The organism is Pelomonas dachongensis (genome assembly GCF_043555865.1).
Taxonomy (GTDB): Bacteria; Pseudomonadota; Gammaproteobacteria; order Burkholderiales; family Burkholderiaceae_C; genus Pelomonas; species Pelomonas dachongensis.
On sequence record NZ_JBIGHY010000008.1, the window covers coordinates 165,035 to 184,086 of the forward strand.

General features: G+C 67.8%; 20 protein-coding genes. 8 read left to right on the top strand and 12 right to left on the bottom strand.

Features of this window, described 5'->3' with window-relative positions; all coding sequences use genetic code 11:
- Positions 1-61: 61 nt before the first annotated feature.
- Together ACG02S_RS20495 and ACG02S_RS20500 are read right to left on the bottom strand one after the other, a co-directional pair.
- A complete protein-coding gene (locus tag ACG02S_RS20495; RefSeq protein WP_394472341.1) occupies positions 62-2,314 on the bottom strand; it encodes a penicillin-binding protein 1A in 2,253 nt (750 codons plus the stop codon).
- 382 nt (positions 2,315-2,696) lie between these two features.
- The gene (locus tag ACG02S_RS20500; RefSeq protein ID WP_394472342.1) at positions 2,697-3,542 is read right to left on the bottom strand and encodes a transposase; all 846 of its coding nucleotides are present in this window, start codon (positions 3,540-3,542) and stop codon (positions 2,697-2,699) included.
- Positions 3,543-3,609: 67 nt separating this feature from the next.
- Here ACG02S_RS20500 and ACG02S_RS20505 point away from each other — a divergent pair, with 67 nt between their 5' ends.
- From ACG02S_RS20505 to ACG02S_RS20515, 3 genes are read left to right on the top strand one after another with little or no spacing between them, the layout of a single operon-like run.
- The gene (locus ACG02S_RS20505) at positions 3,610-3,849 is read left to right on the top strand and encodes a hypothetical protein (RefSeq protein WP_394472343.1); all 240 of its coding nucleotides are present in this window, start codon (positions 3,610-3,612) and stop codon (positions 3,847-3,849) included.
- Positions 3,850-3,874: 25 nt separating this feature from the next.
- Entirely contained in the window at positions 3,875-4,486 is a 612-nt protein-coding gene (locus ACG02S_RS20510; protein WP_394472344.1) for a UPF0149 family protein, read from the top strand.
- A 51-nt stretch (positions 4,487-4,537) separates the two neighbouring features.
- Positions 4,538-4,849, top strand: a complete 312-nt coding sequence (locus ACG02S_RS20515) for a hypothetical protein (RefSeq protein ID WP_394472345.1) — start codon at positions 4,538-4,540, stop codon at positions 4,847-4,849.
- 24 nt (positions 4,850-4,873) lie between these two features.
- On the opposite strand, the gene ACG02S_RS20520 is transcribed toward ACG02S_RS20515, so the two are convergent.
- Entirely contained in the window at positions 4,874-6,652 is a 1,779-nt protein-coding gene (locus ACG02S_RS20520; RefSeq protein WP_394472346.1) for an ABCB family ABC transporter ATP-binding protein/permease, read from the bottom strand.
- A gap of 70 nt (positions 6,653-6,722) precedes the next feature.
- Here ACG02S_RS20520 and ACG02S_RS20525 point away from each other — a divergent pair, with 70 nt between their 5' ends.
- Together ACG02S_RS20525 and ACG02S_RS20530 are read left to right on the top strand one after the other, a co-directional pair.
- Complete coding sequence (locus tag ACG02S_RS20525; protein ID WP_394472347.1) at positions 6,723-7,127, top strand: acyl-CoA thioesterase; 405 nt, start codon at positions 6,723-6,725, stop codon at positions 7,125-7,127.
- Positions 7,128-7,287: 160 nt separating this feature from the next.
- Complete coding sequence (locus tag ACG02S_RS20530; RefSeq protein WP_293800107.1) at positions 7,288-7,449, top strand: DUF1328 domain-containing protein; 162 nt, start codon at positions 7,288-7,290, stop codon at positions 7,447-7,449.
- Between the two features lie 12 nt (positions 7,450-7,461).
- Here the strand turns inward: ACG02S_RS20530 and ACG02S_RS20535 are convergent, their stop codons facing one another.
- The 9 genes from ACG02S_RS20535 to ACG02S_RS20575 all read right to left on the bottom strand — a co-directional run bounded on the left by ACG02S_RS20535 (position 7,462) and on the right by ACG02S_RS20575 (position 17,108).
- Positions 7,462-8,226, bottom strand: a complete 765-nt coding sequence (locus ACG02S_RS20535) for an enoyl-CoA hydratase (protein ID WP_394472348.1) — start codon at positions 8,224-8,226, stop codon at positions 7,462-7,464.
- A complete protein-coding gene (locus tag ACG02S_RS20540) occupies positions 8,223-9,344 on the bottom strand; it encodes a glycoside hydrolase family 5 protein (protein WP_394472349.1) in 1,122 nt (373 codons plus the stop codon). Before ACG02S_RS20540 ends, ACG02S_RS20535 begins: the two co-directional genes overlap by 4 nt.
- Positions 9,345-9,410: 66 nt before the next feature.
- A complete protein-coding gene (locus tag ACG02S_RS20545; protein WP_394472350.1) occupies positions 9,411-9,944 on the bottom strand; it encodes a DUF1569 domain-containing protein in 534 nt (177 codons plus the stop codon).
- Between the two features lie 3 nt (positions 9,945-9,947).
- On the bottom strand, positions 9,948-11,162 hold the full coding sequence (locus tag ACG02S_RS20550) for an acetyl-CoA C-acyltransferase (protein WP_394472351.1): 1,215 nt from the start codon (positions 11,160-11,162) through the stop codon (positions 9,948-9,950).
- An 11-nt stretch (positions 11,163-11,173) separates the two neighbouring features.
- Entirely contained in the window at positions 11,174-11,677 is a 504-nt protein-coding gene (locus ACG02S_RS20555; RefSeq protein ID WP_394472352.1) for a DUF4442 domain-containing protein, read from the bottom strand.
- A gap of 8 nt (positions 11,678-11,685) precedes the next feature.
- Entirely contained in the window at positions 11,686-14,082 is a 2,397-nt protein-coding gene (locus tag ACG02S_RS20560) for a 3-hydroxyacyl-CoA dehydrogenase/enoyl-CoA hydratase family protein (protein ID WP_394472353.1), read from the bottom strand.
- A 25-nt stretch (positions 14,083-14,107) separates the two neighbouring features.
- The gene (locus tag ACG02S_RS20565) at positions 14,108-14,539 is read right to left on the bottom strand and encodes a DUF2147 domain-containing protein (protein ID WP_394472354.1); all 432 of its coding nucleotides are present in this window, start codon (positions 14,537-14,539) and stop codon (positions 14,108-14,110) included.
- A gap of 30 nt (positions 14,540-14,569) precedes the next feature.
- Positions 14,570-16,360: an acyl-CoA dehydrogenase C-terminal domain-containing protein gene (locus ACG02S_RS20570; RefSeq protein ID WP_394472355.1), complete on the bottom strand. Its 1,791-nt coding sequence runs from the start codon at positions 16,358-16,360 to the stop codon at positions 14,570-14,572.
- Positions 16,361-16,394: 34 nt separating this feature from the next.
- Positions 16,395-17,108 carry a TetR/AcrR family transcriptional regulator gene (locus ACG02S_RS20575; RefSeq protein ID WP_394472413.1) on the bottom strand — a complete coding sequence of 238 codons (714 nt, stop codon included), beginning with the start codon at positions 17,106-17,108 and terminating at the stop codon, positions 16,395-16,397.
- Between the two features lie 209 nt (positions 17,109-17,317).
- Between ACG02S_RS20575 and ACG02S_RS20580 the strand changes: the two genes are divergently transcribed.
- The 3 genes from ACG02S_RS20580 (at position 17,318) to ACG02S_RS20590 (ending at position 19,052) form a co-directional block, all read left to right on the top strand.
- Positions 17,318-17,875: an HNH endonuclease gene (locus tag ACG02S_RS20580; protein WP_394472356.1), complete on the top strand. Its 558-nt coding sequence runs from the start codon at positions 17,318-17,320 to the stop codon at positions 17,873-17,875.
- Positions 17,876-18,005: 130 nt separating this feature from the next.
- On the top strand, positions 18,006-18,485 hold the full coding sequence (locus tag ACG02S_RS20585; RefSeq protein ID WP_394472357.1) for an outer membrane lipoprotein: 480 nt from the start codon (positions 18,006-18,008) through the stop codon (positions 18,483-18,485).
- A gap of 69 nt (positions 18,486-18,554) precedes the next feature.
- The gene (locus ACG02S_RS20590) at positions 18,555-19,052 is read left to right on the top strand and encodes a hypothetical protein (RefSeq protein ID WP_394472358.1); all 498 of its coding nucleotides are present in this window, start codon (positions 18,555-18,557) and stop codon (positions 19,050-19,052) included.

Here is a 19,052-nt window from a genome sequence, read left to right on the forward strand (position 1 = left end):
AGAGTCGCGCTGCGGCGTCAAGAAACTGTTACCCGGCGTTGCGTCCTGTCGCGCACCGGCTTCAGGGCTGCCATAGGGGCGCGGAAGCCGGCTCCGAGGCTGCTTCGGCGGGCTGCGCCGGCAGCCCGATGCGCGCGATGGCGAGGTCACCGGCGAACTCCTCGTAGAACCAGTCGTCGCCCAGGCGCACCAGGCCCTCGGACGGCGGCGCGATCTGCGTGATGGGTTGGCCCTTCAGCGCGACGGCCATCGTTGCGGCCCAGACCGGCAACGCCAGCCCGCCGCCGCTCTCACGGTCGCCCAGCGACTTGGGCTGCCGGTAGCCGATCCACACCGCACCCGCCCGCGCAGCCTGGAAGCCACAGAACCACGCGTCGACGGCGTCGTTGGTGGTGCCGGTCTTGCCGTACAGGTCCCAGCGGCCCACCAGCGAGCTGGCGCGCGCGCCGGTGCCCTCACGTGTGACGGCAGCCAGCAGTTGTGAGGTCATGAAGGCGTTGCGCGCGCTGATGGCGCGGCGTGGCTTGGGCGGTTCGGGTTGCCAGATCACCGCACCCTGGGCGTCCTGCACGCGCTGAATCATCCAGGCGCTGGGCAGCTGGCCCTCGTTGGCGAACACGGCATAGGCCTGCGCCATCTGCAGCGGCGTGACGGCGCCGGTGCCCAGCGCGATGGTGAGGTTCAGCGGCTGCTTGTCCTCGTCCAGCCCGAAGCGGCCGGACCACGAGCGCACACGCTGCGGCCCCATCACCTGGGCAGCGCGCAGGGTCACCATGTTCTTGGAGCGCGCCAGCGCTTGACGCAGCGTCAGCGCTTCTTCATAGGCGCCATCGGCGTTACGCGGCGCCCAGTCGCCCTGGATGAACGGCTCGTCGCTGACCAACGTGCCGGCCCACGCCCCCTGCTCGATGAGCGCGGAGTAGACAAATGGCTTGAACGCCGAGCCCGGCTGGCGCCAGGCCTGTGTGGCGGCATTGAACTGGCTGCGCGTGAAGTCGAAGCCGCCCACCAGCGCGCGGATGGCACCGGTCTGCGGGTCCAGCGTGACGACGGCGCCCTCGGCCTGCGGTGTCTGACTCAGCAGCCACTGGTCTCCCTTGCCCTCTAGCACCCGCAGCACGGCGCCGCGCTTGACGCTCTGCAGCGTGCGCAGCGCCTGGCCCTTCAGCGTGATCTTCTGGCCATCGGCGAGCACCAGCTTCGCGCTCGACTTGTCCAGGTCCAGCAGCACCGCGGTGCGCAGCTCGCCCAGGTCGGGGTGCTCGTCGAATGCGGCATCCAGCGCGTCGTCCAAAGCGTCACCCGCCGCACCGGCGTCTGGCAGCGCCACCTGCGCCTCGGGCCCACGCCACGCCTGGCGGCGCTCCAGCTCGAACAGTGCATGGCGCAGCGACTCCTGCGCGGCCTCCTGCTCGGCGTAGCGCAGCGTGGTGGTCACCGTGAAGCCGCGCGTGTAGGCCTCTTCCTCGCCAAAGCGGTTGACGACTTCGGCCCGCACCTGCTCCACCGCGTGGTCGGCGATGCCCGACAGCCGCTTGGGGCGGCGGATGTTCAGCGGCTTCTCGCGCGCGGCCTGGGCCTGCGCGGCGGTGATCAGGCCCACCGCCTGCAGCCGTCCCAGCACCACGGCCTGGCGGCGCTTGGCACGCTCGGGGTAGTGCACGGGGTTCAGGCGGTTGGGATCCTTGGGCAGGCCCACCAGCAGCGCGATCTCGCCCGTGTCCAGCTGGTCCAGTCGCTTGCCGAAGTAGCGCTCGGCGGCGGCGCCGAAGCCGTAGGCCTTGTTGCCCAGCAGGATCTGGTTCATGTAGATCTCGAGGATCTGCTGTTTGCCCAGCGCCCCCTCGATCTTGAGGGCCAGCAGCGCCTCGACGATCTTGCGCGTCCAGCGCTGCTGCTTGGTGAGGTAGGTGTCGCGCGCCAGCTGCTGCGTGATGGTGGAGGCGCCATGCAGCGGGCCGCTGTGCGTCAGGTTGCGCCAGAACGCGCGGGCGATGCCGCCGTAGTCGATGCCGGAGTGCTGGTAGAAGTCGGCGTCCTCCACGGCCAGCAGGGCGTCGTGCAGCGGCTTGGGGATGTCCTTCAGCGGCACGAAGCGGCGCCGCTCGGCACCGAACTCGCCCAGCAGCTGACCTTCCTCGCTGAGGATGCGCAGCGGCTGCCGTGGCTGGTAGTCGGTGAGCGGATCCAGGTCGGGCAGCTGCACCCAGATCAGCGCCGCCACGATGGCCCCCACCAGCAGCATCACCAGCGGCAACGCCACGAGCACGCTCAACCAGGGCCGGGCGGCCAGCGCCTGGAAGACGGACTGCAAGACGGACTGCAGACGGGAGGTACCGGCCATCGCGCGCAGACGCCCGCGGGCAGGCGTCTTTCAAACCAAAGAGGCGGCAGCTTAAGGCCTGCGGGCGGCGGGTCGGGTCAGACACCGCCGCCAGCTGCACGCCGGGGCGTGCCGTGCGCTGGCTGCTGGAGCCGCTGCACCCGATGCGCCTCGCTCTCACGTTGCAACGTCTCAACGAGCTTCACGGTCCAGCGCGGCCGCGAACTGCAGCTCATCACGGCGAAGGACGTCGCCTACTTTCGCGCCGCCAACCAGTAAGTCGCCGCGGGCGCCGCCGACCGCGAGGCCCCGATCTCGCTGGCGCTGAAGGAGCTGGTGCAGCGGCAGCCCGGCGAGCAGCAGCGCCTGCGCTTCAAACGGCTCTTTCAGCCGCGGCGATCAGCCGGCTGATGCGCGACACCGACAGGCCCAGTTGCGCCGCCAGATCCGTCATCGCAACGCCGCCCTCGGCATGCGCCAGCCACAGCGCCTGTTCGCGGATCCCGCCGGCCCGCTTCAGCCATTCGGCCCAGCCGACGCGCGCCACGCGCTGGGGCGCCACGGCCGCAGCGCGCATGCGCTGGGCGAAATCGGCGTCGCCCAGGAAGATCTGCTCGCGCAGCCGCCCCGGCCACAGCTGCAGCCCGGGGTCGGACGCCACCAGCTGCGCATAGCGGTCGCCCGCGGCGCGGTGCTGGGCCGCCGTCGTGGCGGGCTTGCCCAGCAGGTGGCTGTGCAGGCCGTCCACGTCCAGCCAGTCTGGCGCGACGTCCAGCCCGGCGAGCGCGCGAAAGCTGGAGCCGGGCCAGTCCGCCGCGCCGCGCGCGAGGCCTTCGCGCACAGGGCCCAGGTCCACCCAGCGGCACGCGTCCAGCAGGTGCCGCTCGCGGTCCACAAGCACGGCGTGAAAGCGGCCCTGGAACAGCGGCCCGCCGAAGCCATGGCGCTGCTGCTGATGCTGCGTGTAGACGCCGTTCACGTGCCGCATCAGCGCCGACAGGTTGGCACGGCGCGTGAACAGCAGCAGGTCATAGTGCTCGGGCAACCACGCGTAGGCCAGCGCCCGGGCGTCGAAGCGGTGCAGCGCCTGTGCCAGCAGCGCGTGCATCTCGGCCCGGTCGGCGGCGTCGCCGAAAGCTGGCCGCCTGCCATCTGACGGGCACCGGGCGCTGATCAGGTAGACCGCGCCGGCAATCTCAAGGCGAGGGGGTCGAGCCATGCGACGACCTTATGCCCGCGGGCGCGGAATGGCAAGATGGCGACCTGCCGGCCCTCCCGCTGCCCCCATGAAGACCCACCAGATCGAAATCCAGAAGTTCAAGGCCGCTGCCAACAACCCTCACGGGCAGGTCCTGTTCAAGGTCGATGCGCTCGTGTCGACCCGCGCACCCGTCGACGGCATCGAGCCCAGCACGCTGCTGGTGATGTCCGAGCAGAACGCCCGGGTGCTGATGAACCTGCTGAAGGCACAGTTCACCGAACTCGACAGCAAGAAACCCAAGAGTCGCCACGGCCGCCACGGCTGACCCCGCCCCCCAGAAGACGACGCTCATGCAATACCCGCAATACAACCCCGCCTCCGATGACCGCCCGCTGTCCGACGAGGAACTGAACGACCTCGACGAACTGCTGGCCGAACTGCCCGCCGACGGCGCAATGAACATCGAGGCGCTGGACGGCTACCTGGCGGGCCTGCTGCTGACGCCCGGGCGCGCGCTCAGCGATGTGCCAGGCGCCGACTGGCTGCCCGTCATCTGGGGCGGCGACGGCGAGCAGGACCCGGCTCCCTTCGCCAGCGGCAAGCAGCGCAAGAAGCTGGTCATGTTGGTGCTGCGCCACCTGCACTCCATCGCCATGGCCTGGGCGCAGCGTCCGCAGGCCTGGGAGCCCATCTTCAGCTTCGCCGAGGGCGAACAGGAAGGCGTCGAGTACGCCGACGCCGAGGACTGGGCAGTCGGCTTCCTGATGGCCGTGGATCTGGCATCCGAAGCCTGGGCGCCGCGGTTCGACAACGCGCCGACGGCCGAACTGCTGGCGCCGCTCGCCGCGCTGGGCAGCGCGGACGGCGCACTGGCCGACGGCACGCCCGAGGCCCGGGATGCCGCCAGCCGCGGCATTCCCGACGCGATGCTGGCGTTGTGGGGGATTCACCAGCAGGGTTGAATTCCCTCAACACCGGTGGATGCCGCGGCGACTTTGGTTCACACTTGACCCATGTTCTTCAACGTGCTCGCCGCCATCGGCCTCGCCGTCTGCATCGCGTTGGCCGTGCAGATGCTCCTGCCCTGGCGGCTGCGGGCACGGGTGGACGCCGCGCTGTCACGCCTGACGGGCGGCATGCGCGGGCTGTTCGAGCGCGCCCTGGGCTGGCGCCGTCGCCAGCGCCAGACCCGTGCCGCGGCGCTGGAGGCGGAGCGGGTCATCCGCCGCGCGCGCGAGTCCGCGCAGAACGGGCGGCCCGAGGGCGAATGGGACGGCAACGTCTACCGGCCCAAGAGCTTCGAGAAGCCCCGCAAGCCGCACTGACACAGCCGGCCGGCTGCACCCGGCTCAGTCGGCGCCGGACTGCTGCAGGCGCCACATCTCGGCATACCGCCCGCCCCGCGCCAGCAACGCGTCGTGCCGGCCGCGCTCGACGATGCGGCCCTGCTCCAGCACCAGGATCTCGTGCGCGTCCACGACCGTCGACAGGCGGTGCGCGATGACCAGCACGGTCTTGTTCCGCCCCGCCGACTCGAGCTCGGCCTGGATGGCGCGCTCGTTGCTTGAGTCCAGCGCCGACGTGGCTTCATCAAAGATGAGGATGGGCGGGTTCTTCAGCAGCGTGCGGGCGATGGCCACGCGCTGTTTCTCACCGCCGGACAACTTCAGCCCGCGCTCCCCCACCATGGTGTCGTAGCCCAACGGCGTCGCCGCGATGAAGCCGTGGATGTGCGCGGCACGCGCGGCGGCCTCCACCTCGTCCTGGCCCGCGCCCGGGCGGCCGTAGGCGATGTTGTAGGCCACGGTGTCGTTGAACAGCACGGTGTCCTGCGGCACGGCGCCGATGGCCTGCCGCACGCTGGCCTGCGTGACCTGCCGGATGTCCTGACCGTCGATGCGGATGCTGCCGGCATCGATGTCGTAAAAGCGGTACAGCAGCCGCGCCAGCGTGCTCTTGCCCGAACCGCTGGGGCCCACCACCGCAACCTTCTTGCCGGCCGGAATCTCGAAGCTGACGCCGTGCAGGATGGGGCGCGCCGGGTCGTAGGCGAACTGCACGTTGTCGAACACCACGCTGCCGCCATCGACGCGCAGCGCCGGCGCGCCGGGCGCGTCCGCCACTTCGCGGCGGCGATCCAGCAATCCGAACATCTTCTCGATGTCGGTCAGCGCCTGCTTGATCTCGCGGTAGATGACGCCGAGAAAATTCAGCGGGATGTAGAGCTGGATCATGAAGGCATTGACCATGACCAGGTCGCCCAGGCTCAGCTTGCCGTCGACAACGCCCTGCGTGGCGCGCCACAGCATCAGCACCAGCGCGGTGGCGATGATGAGCTGCTGGCCGGTGTTCAGCAGCGACAGCGTGGTCTGGCTCTTGAGCTGAGCCTTGCGCAGCTTCTCCAGGCTCTCGTCGTAGCGGCGCGCCTCGAAGTCCTCGTTGTTGAAGTACTTGACCGTCTCGTAGTTCAGCAGGGCGTCGATGGCCTTGGTGTGGGCCACGGAGTCCAGCTCGTTGAGCATCTTGCGGAACTTGGTGCGCCACTCGGTGACGACCACCGTGAAACCGATGTAGATCACCAGCGCCGCGACGGTGATGCCGGCGAACCAGACGTCGAACTTGACGCCCAGCAGCGTCAGCACCAGCACCACCTCGATCAGCGTCGGGACGATGCTGTAGAGCGAGTAGCTGATCAGCGAGTGCACGGCGCGCGTACCGCGCTCGATGTCGCGCGTCATGCCGCCGGTCTGGCGCTCCAGGTGGAAGCGCAGAGACAGGTCGTGCAGGTGGCGGAACACCTGCAGGGAGATGCTGCGCGCCGTGCCCTCGGTGGCCTTGGCGAAGATCAGCTCACGCAGCTCGGTGAACAGCGAGGTCGACAGCCTCAGCGCGCCGTAGGCCAGCAGCAGACTCACCGGCACCACCAGCATCGCCTGGGTGGCGCCGGGCTTCAGGTCCAGGCTGTCGACGAGCTGCTTCAACAGCAGCGGCACGCCCACGTTGCAGACCTTGGCGCCCACCATGAAGGCCAGCGCCAGACCCACGCGCCAGCGGTAGCGCCACAGGTAGGGCAGCAGGCGGCCGATCGTGCCCCAGTCGCCGCGCACGGCCGGATCGCCGGATGGCATGGATGATGCTGAGGAAGAAGATCGCAAGTGCAGGCCCGACAATGAAAGCCGGATTCTCCCAATGAACGACATGCCCCAGGATTCAACCCCCGCACCGACCCAGGCTGGCCAGCGAGAGCTGGTGTTGCGCGTGATGCCCATGCCCGCCGACTCCAACGCCAACGGCGACATCTTCGGCGGCTGGATCATGGCCCAGGTAGACATTGCCGGCTCGGTGCTGCCCGCCAAGCTGTCGCGCGGGCGCGTGGCCACGGTGGCCGTCAACGAGTTCGTCTTCAAGCAGCCGGTCTCCATCGGCGACCTGCTGAGCTTCTACGCCACGGTGACCCGCGTCGGCCGCACCTCCATGACCGTGCACGTGGAGGTCATGGCCGAGCGCGACCCCGAGAACCCGCACGTCGTGAAGGTCACGGAAGCCAACCTGACCTACGTGGCCATCGACCGCGAAGGCAAACCCAGGCCCGTGGCCATCTGAGCGGCGCACCCGCGGCGCGGATGGCGCGCACGGGTCATCTCGGTGTAACCGCGTCAGCCATGTCCGACTCCAAGCGCCCGCGCCGTCCGGCATGTGAAAAACCGTCGCGGCCCTAGGCTTCAGTTGTCCGCCGTCAAGGCCTCAACCCTAGGAGTTCGCCATGCTGCGCTACGCCATCATCTTCTTTGTCATCGCCCTGATCGCCGCCGTTTTCGGCTTCACGGGTATTGCCGCGTCTGCGGCCGGCTTCGCCCAGATCCTGTTCTACGGCTTCCTGATCCTGGCTGTCATCGGCCTGCTGATCGGTCTGGTTCGTCGATAGGGCTGGAGTTCGTCAAGAGAACTGCGAGAAGTCCGGCTTGCGCTTCTGGAAAAAGGCCTGGAAGGCTTCCATGGCCTCCGGGCTGCGCAACCGGGCGCTGAAGAGCTCGGCCTCACGTGCGATGGCGGCCTTGACCGCCTCGCGCTGAGGCTCGCGGATCAGGCGCTTGCTGTCGCGCACGGCGCCGGGCGCCAGATTGTTGAAGCGCTCCGCCACGCGGCGGGCATGGTTCAGCACCTCGCTGCCCGCCAGCACGCCATTGGCGATGCCACACTCCACCGCCTGCTCGCCGGTGAAAGGGTCGCCCAGCAACAGCTTCTCGGCCGCACGGCGATTGCCCATCAGCTGCGGCACGACCAGGCTGGACGCGAACTCCGGCACCAACCCCAGGCCCACGAACGGCATGGCCAGGCGGGCGTCGTCGGCCACATAGACCAGATCGCAATGCAGCAGCAGCGTCGTGCCGATGCCGATGGCCGCTCCCGTCACCGCGGCGACGACCGGCTTGCTGCAGTCCACCAGCGCATGCATGAACTGGAACACCGGTGCGTCCTCGCCACGCGGCGGGCGGCCCATGAAATCCTCGAGGTCATTGCCCGACGTGAAGATGCCGGGCTGACCGGTGATCAGCACCGCGCGCACATCCGCCGCGGCGTCGGCCTCACGCAGCGCGTCTGCCAGTTGCTGGTACATGTCCTGCGTGATCGCGTTCTTCTTTTCGGGGCGGGCGATCTCGAGGGTCGCAACGCCGTTCACGGTGTAGGTCTTGATGGTCATGGCTTGCCTTTCAGTGATTGCGCTTGTGCCTGCGCCTGCTTCAGCATGAACTCGCGGAAGAACCTGCCCTGGCCGGTGGGCGTGTAGTTCCAGTCCGAGATCATCTGCGGCGGCCAGTCAGGGTCGAAGCACCAGACGGTGAAGGAAATGCCCTTGCGGGCGAAGTACTCGGTGATCAGCGGTCCGTAGCGGCCATCGTCGATGACCGGCCGGTGCGCGCCCGGGTCGTTCGCACCCATCCAGCCGATCTCGGTGGCGATGAGCGGGTACTTGTCGGCCAGGTGGCCCCAAGCCGCCTCCCAGGTCTGCGGGTAGGGTCCGGGGCTCTTCTGCGGGTAGGGGTGAATGGCATAGGCCACACCCTCGCGCTCGATGGGATGCCGGGCCACCTGCGACAAGTCGTAGGCCCAGTTGAAGCCGGCCACCAGCACGACGATGTTCTTGTCGTGGGCATGGATGAGGGAGATCAGCTCTTCGTTGAAGGCTTTCCATTCCAGCCAGTCGACGGTGCCCAGCTTGCCGCCGTTGATGGTGGGCTCGTTGAACAACTCGTAGACGGCGATGGTGGCCAGGCCCGCGTAGCGCGCGGCGATCGTGCGCCAGAACTCTCGCGTCTCCTGCTTGTCCGTCACGTACATCGGGTGAAAGTACAGCTCCTGGGCGATGTTGCCCATGGAGTGCCAGTCGACGATGAGATGCAGGTCCAGCTCGTTGGCCCAGACCACGGCCTGGTCGATCAGCGTCAGGTACCCCTGCGGACCGCGCGAGCGCCAGGCGATGGGGTGGATGGGCAGGCGGATGTGGTTGGCGCCGAAGGATTTGACGGCCTCGAAGTGCGCCTTGGTCCACTTGCCCTGCTTGACGAGCTTGTCGGGGTCGCTGATGTTGACGCCGCGCAGGATGACCGTCCGGCCGGTGTCGTCCACCAGCCGATTGCCCTGCACCCGGATCTCGCGCTGCTGGCGCTTGAGCTGCGTGGTGTCAAACGGCTGCGCGTGCGGCACGTTCCACCACTCGCCGGCGGCCACCTCGGCAGGCACTTGGCCTTTCGGCTCATAGGCCGTGGCGGCCACAGGCAGCAGGGCCAGCAGAGCGGCGACGAACAGGGGCAGGTTCATGGCGTCAGGTGCCTAGGGACTTCGGGGCGGCATCAGCGCCGCAGGAACCCGCATTGTCCCGGTCCTTCAGGCCGTGGCCGTCTTCGCGTGGAACTGGGTCCAGTGGTTGGCCAGGTGCATCAGGTGGGCGCGCTCGTACTGCGGCTTGGTCAGCTCGCCGTAGGCGAAATGAGGCCGCAGCGTGCCGTTGAACTGCGCGAACGCATCCATCGCGGCCAGCAGCCGGTTCACCGCGAGCGCCAGTGTCTGCGATGCGTCCAGCGCCGGCGCGCCGGGGATGGGCTCGGCGAGGTCATGGCTCATCTGGCCACGCGCATTGAACACGCTGAACGCGGCCGAGCCAGCCGTGGAGCGGAACCAAGCGCCCTTCAGTACCGGATAGCCCTGCATCGAGAACTCGATGCTCTGCGCCAGGTGCTGCAACACCTGGCTCAGGCTCCAGGCGTTGCCCTGCACGACCTGGGGCTTGAACAACAGCTCCAGCACGCCCTGCCGGGCCTGCTGCCAGGTCGTGAAGGTGGTCAGCCTGCCGGTGCAGCCGGCGATGGGGGCCGCCGCGAGCAACACGGTGCTGGTCTTCAGCGCGCGGCGGCGGTCCATTACTTACAGGCGCTCGAAGATGCCCGCAGCACCCTGGCCGGCGCCCACGCACATCGTCACCATGCCGTACTTGCCGCCGGTGCGGCGCAGGCCGTGGATGACCGAGGCCGCGCGGATGGCACCGGTCGCGCCCAGCGGGTGGCCCAGCGCGATGGCGCCACCGTTCGGGTTGACCTTGGCGCGGTCCAGTTCGATGCCCTTGCTGTCCAGGTCGTTCAGGACGGCCAGCGACTGCGCGGCGAAGGCTTCGTTCAGCTCGATCCAGTCCAGCTGCGCGGCCGTGATGCCAGCGGACTTCAGCGCGGCCGGGATGGCCTCGATGGGGCCGATGCCCATGATCTCGGGCGGCACGCCCTTGACGGCGAACGACACGAAGCGGGCCAGCGGCGTCAGGTTGTAGCGCTTCAGCGCGGCTTCGCTGACGATCAGCAGGCCGCCGGAGCCATCGGAGGTCTGCGAGCTGTTCCCGGCGGTGACGCTGCCCTTTGCGGCGAACACGGGCTTCAACTTGGCAAGACCTTCCAGCGACGTGTCGGGGCGCGCGCCTTCGTCGAGCTTGACGGTGCGGGTCTTGGTGTTGACGGTGCCGTCGGCGAGATTCGGCGTGCGCTCGATGACGTCGAACGGCGTCATCTCGGCGTCGAAGTGGCCGGCGGCCATCGCGGCCACGGCGCGGCGGTGCGACTCCACCGAGAACGCGTCCTGCGCTTCGCGGCTGATCTTCCATTTCTCGGCCACCTTCTCGGCCGTCAGGCCCATGCCGTAGGCGATGCCGATGTTCTCGTCCTTCTCGAAGATCAGCGGGCTCAGCGACGGCTTGTTGCCGCCCATCGGGATCATCGACATGGACTCAACGCCGCCGGCGAACATCACGTCGGCTTCGCCGACGCGGATGCGGTCCGCAGCCATCTGCACGGCGGTGATGCCGGAGGCGCAGTAGCGGTTGATCGTCACGCCGCCCACCGTCGGGCCGAAGCCGGCCAGCACCGACGCCACGCGGGCAATGTTCATGCCCTGTTCGCCCTCAGGGAAGGAACAGCCAATGATGGCGTCCTCGATGGCGGCGGGGTCGATGCCGGGGGCTTGCGCCATCACGGCCTGCATGACCTTGACGAGCATCTCGTCTGGGCGGGTGTTCTTGAAATAGCCGCGACCGCTCTTGCCGATGGGCAGACGGGTGGCGGAGACGATGTAGGCGTCCTGGACTTGCTTGCTCATGTTTGTTCCTTTCAAGCCTGGGGCTTGTTTGTGGATGTCTCTTTGGGCACCCAGGCCCAGACAAATTCACACTGGATCGGCTCGACGCCGGCTTCGTCGGTCACGGTCACGGCCACTGTCACTTCGCCCTTGACCTCGTTGGCCATGGCAAAGCGCTGGGCGGCGGTCAGGTGGGCCTTGGCTACGAGGCCACCCGTTGCGCGCTTGCGGAAGTTCACCTGCAGCGACTTGCACAGCGGCAGGCAGTCGTCGCGCACGTTCATGCCCACCACCATGCCAGTGGCCGTTTCGGCCAGCAGCGACATCGCGGCCGCATGCACGCCCTTGATGTGGTTCTGAACCGGGCGCTTGTTGGCAACGCGGATCTCGCTGCGCTCGGGCGTGAGCGCGACGAAATCGAGCGATGCCGTGCCCGTGAAGGGCACCGCACGCCGAAGCGCGAAGTTGCGCGCGGGCCCACGCAGCGGGGACGGCAAACCATCCAGCTTGGCGAGCGTGCGTTGAAGCCGGTTCACGTCGGGCCTTAGTTGCGCACCGGCTTGCCGGTCTGCAGCATCCCCATGATGCGTTCCTGCGTCTTGGGGTTGTCCAGCAGCGAGCAGAAGTGCTTGCGCTCCAGCGCCATCAGGTACTCCTCCGTCACCAGGGAGCCGGCCTCGACCTCGCCACCGCAGACCACGTCGGCAATCGCCGCAGCCAGGTGATAGTCGTGCGCGCTGACGAAGCCGCCGTCGCGCATGTTGGCGACCTGGCCCTTGATCGTCGCGATGCCGCTGCGGCCGGCGACGGGGAACACGGCCTTGTGCGGCGGGCGGTAACCGGCCTCGGCCATGCCGATGGCGGTGGCCGTCGCCACGTGCAGCAGCTCGTCCTTGTGCGGCACGATGATGTCGCTGTCCAGCAGGAAGCCGTTCTTCTTCGCCTCGTGCGCGGAGGTCGCCACCTTGGCGGTGGCCGCAGTCAGGAACCCGTCCTTCAGGAACGTCAGGATGTCGGCACCGGCATTGCCGGCCGCGGCCATCTCGGCGGCGCGGCGGGCAATGTAGGTCAGGCCGCCGCCGCCGGGGATCAGGCCCACGCCGACTTCGACCAGGCCCACATAGCTCTCGACGTGCGCGACACGGCGGGCGCAGTGCACGGCCAGCTCGGCGCCACCGCCCAGCGCGAGGCCGCGCATCGCGGCGACGACCGGCACCGACGCGTAGCGCAGGCGCAGCATCATGTCCTGCAGCTTCTTCTCTTCCGGCGCGATGCCCTTGCTGCCCATCTTCATGAAGACGGGCATCAGGGACTCCAGATTGGCGCCGGCCGAGAACACATCGTCAGGCGACCAGATCACCAAGCCGCTGTAGTCGGCTTCAGCGATCTCCACGGCCTTGAGCAGGCCCTCGGTGACCGCCGGACTGATCAGGTGCAGCTTGGCGGTGATGGAGGCGATGACGACATTGCCGTCCAGCGTCCACACGCGCACCTCGTCGTTCTTGAACAGCTCGGTGCCGCTCTTCAGCGGGTCGGCGGCGCCGGTGCCCAGCAGCGATTCGCGGAAGGCCTGGCGGGCGTAGACCGGCAGCTCGCTGCGCGGCTTGAACTTGCCCTCGGCGGCGCTCCACGAGCCTTGCGGCGTGTGCACGCCACCAGCTTCGGCGACCGGGCCTTCGGTGACCCACGCCGGCAGCGGCGCGCTGCTCAGCGCCTTGCCGTCAGCGATGTCGGCGGCGATCCATTCGGCGACCTGCTTCCAGCCGGCGGCCTGCCACAGCTCGAACGGGCCTTGGCTGGAGCCGAAGCCCCAGCGCATCGCGAAGTCGATCTCGCGAGCCGTGTCAGCCACGGTGTCCAGGTGCACGGCGGCGTAGTGGAAGCTGTCGCGCAGGATGGCCCACAGGAACTGGGCTTGCGGGTTGCTGGATTCGCGCAGCAGCTTGAGGCGGTCGGCCGGTTGCTTCTTCAGCATGCGCGCGACGATCTCGTCGGCCTTCTTGCCACCGGCGACGTAGTCACCCGTGGCGAAGTCCAGGCGCTGGATGTCCTTGCCCACCTTCTTGTAGAAACCGGCGCCGGTCTTCTGGCCCAGGGCGCCCTTTTCGATCAGGCCGGCCAGCACTTTGGGCGTGGCATAGGTCGAATAGAAGGGGTCTTCCTTCAGGTTGTCCTGCATCGTCTTGACGACGTGCGCCATCGTGTCCAGACCGACGACGTCCGCGGTGCGGAAGGTGCCGCTCGACGCACGGCCCAGCTTCTTGCCGGTCAGGTCGTCGACCACATCGACGCTCAGACCGAACTTCTCGGCCTCGATCATCGTGGCCATCATGCCGGCGATGCCGACGCGGTTGGCGACGAAGTTGGGCGTGTCGTGGGCACGCACGACGCTCTTGCCCAGCGACGTCGTCACGAAGGCCTCGAGCTGGTCGAGGATTTCCGGCTGCGTGGTCGGCGTGTTGATCAGCTCGACCAGCGCCATGTAGCGCGGCGGGTTGAAGAAGTGGATGCCGCAGAAGCGCGGCTTGATTTCTTCGGGCAGCACTTCGGAGAGCTTGGTGATGCTCAGGCCGGAGGTGTTGGACGCCACGATGGCGTGCGGGGCCACGAAAGGCGCGATCTTGGTGTAGAGGTCGAGCTTCCAGTCCATGCGCTCGGCGATGGCCTCGATGATGAGGTCGCAGCCCTTGAGCACGTCCAGGTGATCTTCGTAGTTGGCCTGCTGGATCAGCGCGGCTTCAGCCGAGTCACCCAGCGGCGCGGGCTTGAGCTTCTTCAGGCCATCGACCGCCTTGGTGACGATGCCGTTCTTGGCACCCTCCTTGGCAGGCAGGTCGAACAGCACGACCGGTACCTTGCAGTTGACGAGGTGGGCGGCGATCTGCGCGCCCATCACGCCGGCGCCGAGCACGGCGACCTTGCGGACTTGGAATCGACTCATTGATTTGCTCCTAAAGGTGTTCGGTTCACTCGACGCGCACCCAGGTCTGGGTGCGGCCGAACAGAGGGGCGCCGATGTAGCCGCGCACCTCGAGTTTCTTGCCACCGTCCACCGGCTTCAAGCGGGTGCGGTAGGTCTTGCCATTGTTCGGGTCCAGCACTTCGCCGCCACCCCAGACGCCGTCGCCCTCGGCCTTCACACCGCGAATGATCTGCAGGCCCAGCACGGGCTTGTCCTTGCGGTCGTCGGCGCACTTGTCGCATTTCGCGTCGGCCGGCGCGGCGGGGTCCAGCAGCTTGTCGATGCTGCCGACGAGGGTGCCCCCCTGTTCGCTGATGCGGACCAGCGACTTCGCGGTTTTGCCGTCGTCGTCGATGGTCTTCCACAAGCCCACGGGTGTTGATTGCGCGAACGCAAGCACGGGCGAAAGCAGGGCAACAGCGAACAGGGATTTCATCGGGCGTCCTTGTCGTTTCAGCGATTCAGTTCAGAACAGCGCTTCTTCCATTTCCATCAACGGCGCCAGGCCGGCGCGCGCGGTACGGATCAGACTGGCCGTCTCGGGCAGCAGCTTGGCGAAGTAGAAGCGCGCCGTGGCCAGCTTGGCGGTGTAGAACGGGTCGCCGCTGTCCTTTTTGGCGAGCGCGATCTTGGCGGCCTGGGCAAAGAAGTAGGCGAAAGTCATGTGGCCCACCACGCGCAGGTAGTCCACGGCGGCGGCGCCTACTTCGTCGGGGTTGCCGAAGGCCTTCATGCCCAGTTCCTGGGTCAGCTTGTTGACCTTGTCGCCCAGGTCGGCCAGCGGGTTCACGAACTCCTGCATGGCCTCGTTCGTACCCTCTTCCTCGATGAAGGCGGCGATCTTCTTGCCGAACTTCTTGAGGGTCGCACCGTTGTTGCCAAGCACCTTGCGGCCCAGCAGGTCCAGCGACTGGATGGTGTTGGTGCCCTCGTAGATCATGTTGATGCGCGCGTCGCGCACGTACTGCTCCATGCCCCACTCGTGGATGAAGCCGTGGCCGCCGTACACCTGCATGCAGTGCGACGTGGCCAGCCAGCCGTTGTCGGTGATGAAGGCCTTGATGATGGGCGTCAGCAGTGCGACCTCGGCGTCGGCTTCCTTGCGCTCGTCCTCGTCGTCGCTCTTCAGCGCCTTGTCCAGCTGCAGCACCGTGTAGGCCTGCAGCATGCGGCCGCCTTCGGCAAAGGCGCGGGCGGTCAGCAGCATCTTGCGCACGTCGGGGTGCACGATGATCGGATCGGCCGGCTTGTCGGGTGCCTTCGGGCCGGAGAGCGCACGCATCTGCAGGCGGTCCTTGGCATACGCCACGGCGTTCTGATACGCCACTTCGGTCAGGCCCAGCGACTGGTTGCCGACGCCCAGGCGCGCGGCGTTCATCATGACGAACATCGCGGCCAGGCCCTTGTTGGGCTGGCCCACCATCGTGCCCACGGCCTCCTCCAGCACGATCTGCGCGGTGGCGTTGCCGTGGATGCCCATCTTGTGCTCCAGGCCGGCGCAGAAGATGCCGTTGCGCGAGCCCAGCGAGCCGTCCGCGTTCACGTTGAACTTGGGCACGATGAACAGCGAGATGCCCTTGGAGCCGGCCGGCGCGTCCGGCAGGCGGGCCAGCACCAAGTGGACGATGTTCTCGGCCATGTCGTGCTCGCCGGCCGAGATGAAGATCTTGGCGCCCGTGATCTTGTAGGTGCCGTCAGCCTGCGGCTCTGCCTTGGTGCGCAGCAGGCCCAGGTCCGTACCGCAGTGCGGCTCGGTCAGGCACATGGTGCCGGTCCACTCGCCGCTGGTCAGCTTGGGCAGGTAGGTGGCCTTCTGCTCGGGCGTGCCGTGCGCATGCAGAGCCTCGTAGGCGCCGTGGCTCAGGCCCGGGTACATCGTCCAGGCCTGGTTGGCCGAGTTCAGCATCTCGTAGAAGAACTGGTTCACCAGGTGCGGCAGGCCCTGGCCGCCGTACTCAGGGTCGCAGCCCAGCGCGGGCCAGCCGCCTTCGACGTACTGCTTGTAGGCCTCCTTGAAGCCCTTGGGCGCAGTGACCTCATGGGTGGTCTTGTCCAGCGTGCAGCCTTCGGCATCGCCGCTGAGGTTGATCGGGAAGATCACCTCGGACGCGAACTTGCCGCCTTCCTCCAGCACCGCATTGATCGTCTCGACGTCGATGTCCTCGTGACCGGGCAGCATCTTCAATTCGTCGACGACGTTCAGCAGCTCGTGCATGACGAACTGCATGTCACGCAGGGGCGGGTTGTACTGGGGCATCGGTTACTCCTGGGAGGTCGGGGTGAGAGAGGGGTCAGCGCCGCACGGCGCCGGTCTTGGATGTCTGACGGCTGGCCTCGATGTCGAGACCAGCCGGCGTGGCGTAGTACTGCATGGTCCGCTCGAAGCCGGTACCGGCGCGAGACAGCGCGCCGGGGATGCGCATGAAGCGGGCGTCGTGGTGCAGCGACAGGATCAGGCCGTGCAGCTCGAAGCAGATCTGCTCGACATCGGCGTCGGCCTTCAAGTGGCCCTCGGCGATGGCCAGCTGGATGGCCTTCTGCAGCGCCGCATGCCAGGCCTTCACCATGCCCACCAGCGCGTCGCGCACGGGGCCCGGCCGGTCGTCGAACTCGACAGCGCCCGAGATATAGATGCAGCCCGAGTCCACCTCCACCGACACGCGGCGCACCCAGCGCTCGAACATCGCGCGCAGCCGCGGCAGGCCGCGGGCCTCGCGGATGGCGGTGAAGAAGACTTCCTCTTCGAACTTGGCGTGGTACTCGGTGACGACGGCGATCTGCAGTTCCTCGCGCGAGCCGAAGTGAGCGAAGACGCCGGACTTGCTCATGCCCGTCACGTCGGCCAGCGCGCCGATGGACAGGCCTTCCAGCCCCATGTGCGAGGCCAGACCCAACGCGGCTTCCAGGATGGCGGCGCGTGTCTGCAGGCCCTTCTGCAGCGAGCGCGCCACACGCACCGGCTTGGCGGCGCGCAGCGGAGCGGCTTTCTTGGCAGGGGCGGGCAGCGTGGTCACGGGGCGAGAATAAAACGAACGATCGTTCTATTTTGCAGGTCGCTTCCGTGACAACGCCAGCTTGCCCCAGCGAATTCCTAGGGTGTTGTGCCTAATAGCGCACCCAACCTAGGGAACACCCGAGGACTGCGCGCTGTCATGGCGGCACGCTTGAGTGCGAGAGGGCTTCTGAAGTAGTCTGCGGCAGGAGGTTGACTTCCGTGGATGTGCTCCAACTCGATGTCTCTGGCCGGCCGCAGGCCTGGATCACGACGCGTGAGGCGGCGGTGATCTACGCCAGTGATGGCGTCGCCTGGACGCTGGGCGACCCTTGCCAGGTGCTGCGCGGCGGCCTGCAACGCATCAGCGGCCGGCAGTCGCGCATCGAGGTGCATCCCATCATTGCCGTGCGCGGCGCCGTGCCCAGCAGGGCCTGGCGGCAGGCGCCAGCGTTGTCCAACGCCAAGCTGTTCGTGCGCGATCGCTTCATCTGCGCCTACTGCGGCCATCGCTGCTTGCCGGAAGACCTGACACGCGAGCACATCCAGCCCACATCGCGCGGCGGGCAGGACACCTGGATGAATTGCATCACCGCCTGCCGCCCCTGCAACGGCCGCAAGGGCAGCCGCCTGCCGGAAGAAGCGCACATGAGCCTGCTCTACCTGCCCTATGTGCCCAGCCTGCACGAGGACATGATCCTGCGCGGCCGCCGCATCCTGGCCGACCAGATGGAGTTCCTGCTGGCCAGCGTGCCGAGCAACTCGCGATTGCATGGCTGAATTGCGGGTGAATCCCGTTGACCGGCAACGGTAAAGAGTTGTAGCCGGCCGCATCAAGGCGTCAACGGCGGGACAATCGGCCGCGTTGGGCCGCAGTCTTGCCCACGGAGGAACCGCTATGTCCAAGCTCATGACTTCCCTCACCCTGGTCGCCGCGCTCGCGCTGTCGGCCTGCTCGACGACCAGCCCGGACATCGTTCAGCGCGGCGACGCGCAACGCCTGTCGCAGGTGCAGGACGCGACCGTGCTTTCGTCCCGCCCCGTCGTGGTGGACGGCTCGCAGAGCGGCATCGGCGGTGTCGCCGGTGGCGTGACCGGCGCGATTGCCGGCAGTTCTGTCGGCGGCCGCCGTGAAGGCCAGATCGTCGGCGTCATCGGTGCCGTGGCGGGCGCCGTCATCGGCAACGCCGTGGAACGCAGCGCCACCCGCGAGGACGCGCTGGAGATCATCGTGCAACTGCGCAATGGCGAGCGCCGCTCCATCGTGCAGGCGCGCGGCAAGGAGAGCTTCAACGCCGGCGACCCCGTCGTGCTGGTGACGACCGGCGGCAAGACCCGCATCACGCGCTCACCCGCCGTGGTGCCGGCAGGGCCAAGCAGCAACAGCTGACCCAGTCGCCGCGGCGTCGACAATGGCGGGCTGCGGCCCGCCATTGCCGTTTCTGACCCGCCTTTTTCCATGTCCGCATCCATGACTGACGAGACCGACGCCCCCATCCATGAACCCCGCCTGTGGCGCGACAACGGCTGGACGGCCCAGGTCATCAAGAACGAGGACGACGAGGGCTGGGCGGTCGCGATGTTCAAGGCCGGCGAGAGCGAGCCGGCGCTGGTCGGTCCCTGGACCATGGGCCGCGACAAGAAGAACCCCAAGCCGCTGGACACCGCCGCGTTCAACACGCTGGTGAAGACGGCCTCCGAGGTCATCCGCCGCCACGAGCAGCAGCTGCACGCCCAGCTGAACAAGGCCTTGCACGTCGCCCGCGACGGCAACTGGATCAAGGTCACGCTGGAGATCGTGCCCGCCGAAGACGACCCCTACGCCTGGCTGCGGGCGCACGATGCCGCGGGAGGCCAGTTGGCCCAGGTCAAGGTGGCGGCCAACTTCCGCTTCAGCCAGTCGACCGTCGAGGCCTGGGTAGACAACGGCTTCGAGCGCCCAGCCGGGCGGGACTGA

Excerpts from the sequence above, each read along its gene's own strand:
- ACG02S_RS20500 (WP_394472342.1), bottom strand. The coding sequence starts at position 3,542 with ATGGCTCGACCCCCTCGCCTTGAGATTGCCGGCGCGGTCTACCTGATC.
- ACG02S_RS20505 (WP_394472343.1), top strand. The coding sequence starts at position 3,610 with ATGAAGACCCACCAGATCGAAATCCAGAAGTTCAAGGCCGCTGCCAAC.
- ACG02S_RS20510 (WP_394472344.1), top strand. The coding sequence starts at position 3,875 with ATGCAATACCCGCAATACAACCCCGCCTCCGATGACCGCCCGCTGTCC.
- ACG02S_RS20515 (WP_394472345.1), top strand. The coding sequence starts at position 4,538 with ATGTTCTTCAACGTGCTCGCCGCCATCGGCCTCGCCGTCTGCATCGCG.
- ACG02S_RS20520 (WP_394472346.1), bottom strand. The coding sequence starts at position 6,652 with ATGCCATCCGGCGATCCGGCCGTGCGCGGCGACTGGGGCACGATCGGC.
- ACG02S_RS20525 (WP_394472347.1), top strand. The coding sequence starts at position 6,723 with ATGCCCCAGGATTCAACCCCCGCACCGACCCAGGCTGGCCAGCGAGAG.
- ACG02S_RS20530 (WP_293800107.1), top strand. The coding sequence starts at position 7,288 with ATGCTGCGCTACGCCATCATCTTCTTTGTCATCGCCCTGATCGCCGCC.
- ACG02S_RS20535 (WP_394472348.1), bottom strand. The coding sequence starts at position 8,226 with ATGACCATCAAGACCTACACCGTGAACGGCGTTGCGACCCTCGAGATC.
- ACG02S_RS20540 (WP_394472349.1), bottom strand. The coding sequence starts at position 9,344 with ATGAACCTGCCCCTGTTCGTCGCCGCTCTGCTGGCCCTGCTGCCTGTG.
- ACG02S_RS20545 (WP_394472350.1), bottom strand. The coding sequence starts at position 9,944 with ATGGACCGCCGCCGCGCGCTGAAGACCAGCACCGTGTTGCTCGCGGCG.
- ACG02S_RS20550 (WP_394472351.1), bottom strand. The coding sequence starts at position 11,162 with ATGAGCAAGCAAGTCCAGGACGCCTACATCGTCTCCGCCACCCGTCTG.
- ACG02S_RS20560 (WP_394472353.1), bottom strand. The coding sequence starts at position 14,082 with ATGAGTCGATTCCAAGTCCGCAAGGTCGCCGTGCTCGGCGCCGGCGTG.
- ACG02S_RS20565 (WP_394472354.1), bottom strand. The coding sequence starts at position 14,539 with ATGAAATCCCTGTTCGCTGTTGCCCTGCTTTCGCCCGTGCTTGCGTTC.
- ACG02S_RS20570 (WP_394472355.1), bottom strand. The coding sequence starts at position 16,360 with ATGCCCCAGTACAACCCGCCCCTGCGTGACATGCAGTTCGTCATGCAC.
- ACG02S_RS20585 (WP_394472357.1), top strand. The coding sequence starts at position 18,006 with ATGACTTCCCTCACCCTGGTCGCCGCGCTCGCGCTGTCGGCCTGCTCG.
- ACG02S_RS20590 (WP_394472358.1), top strand. The coding sequence starts at position 18,555 with ATGTCCGCATCCATGACTGACGAGACCGACGCCCCCATCCATGAACCC.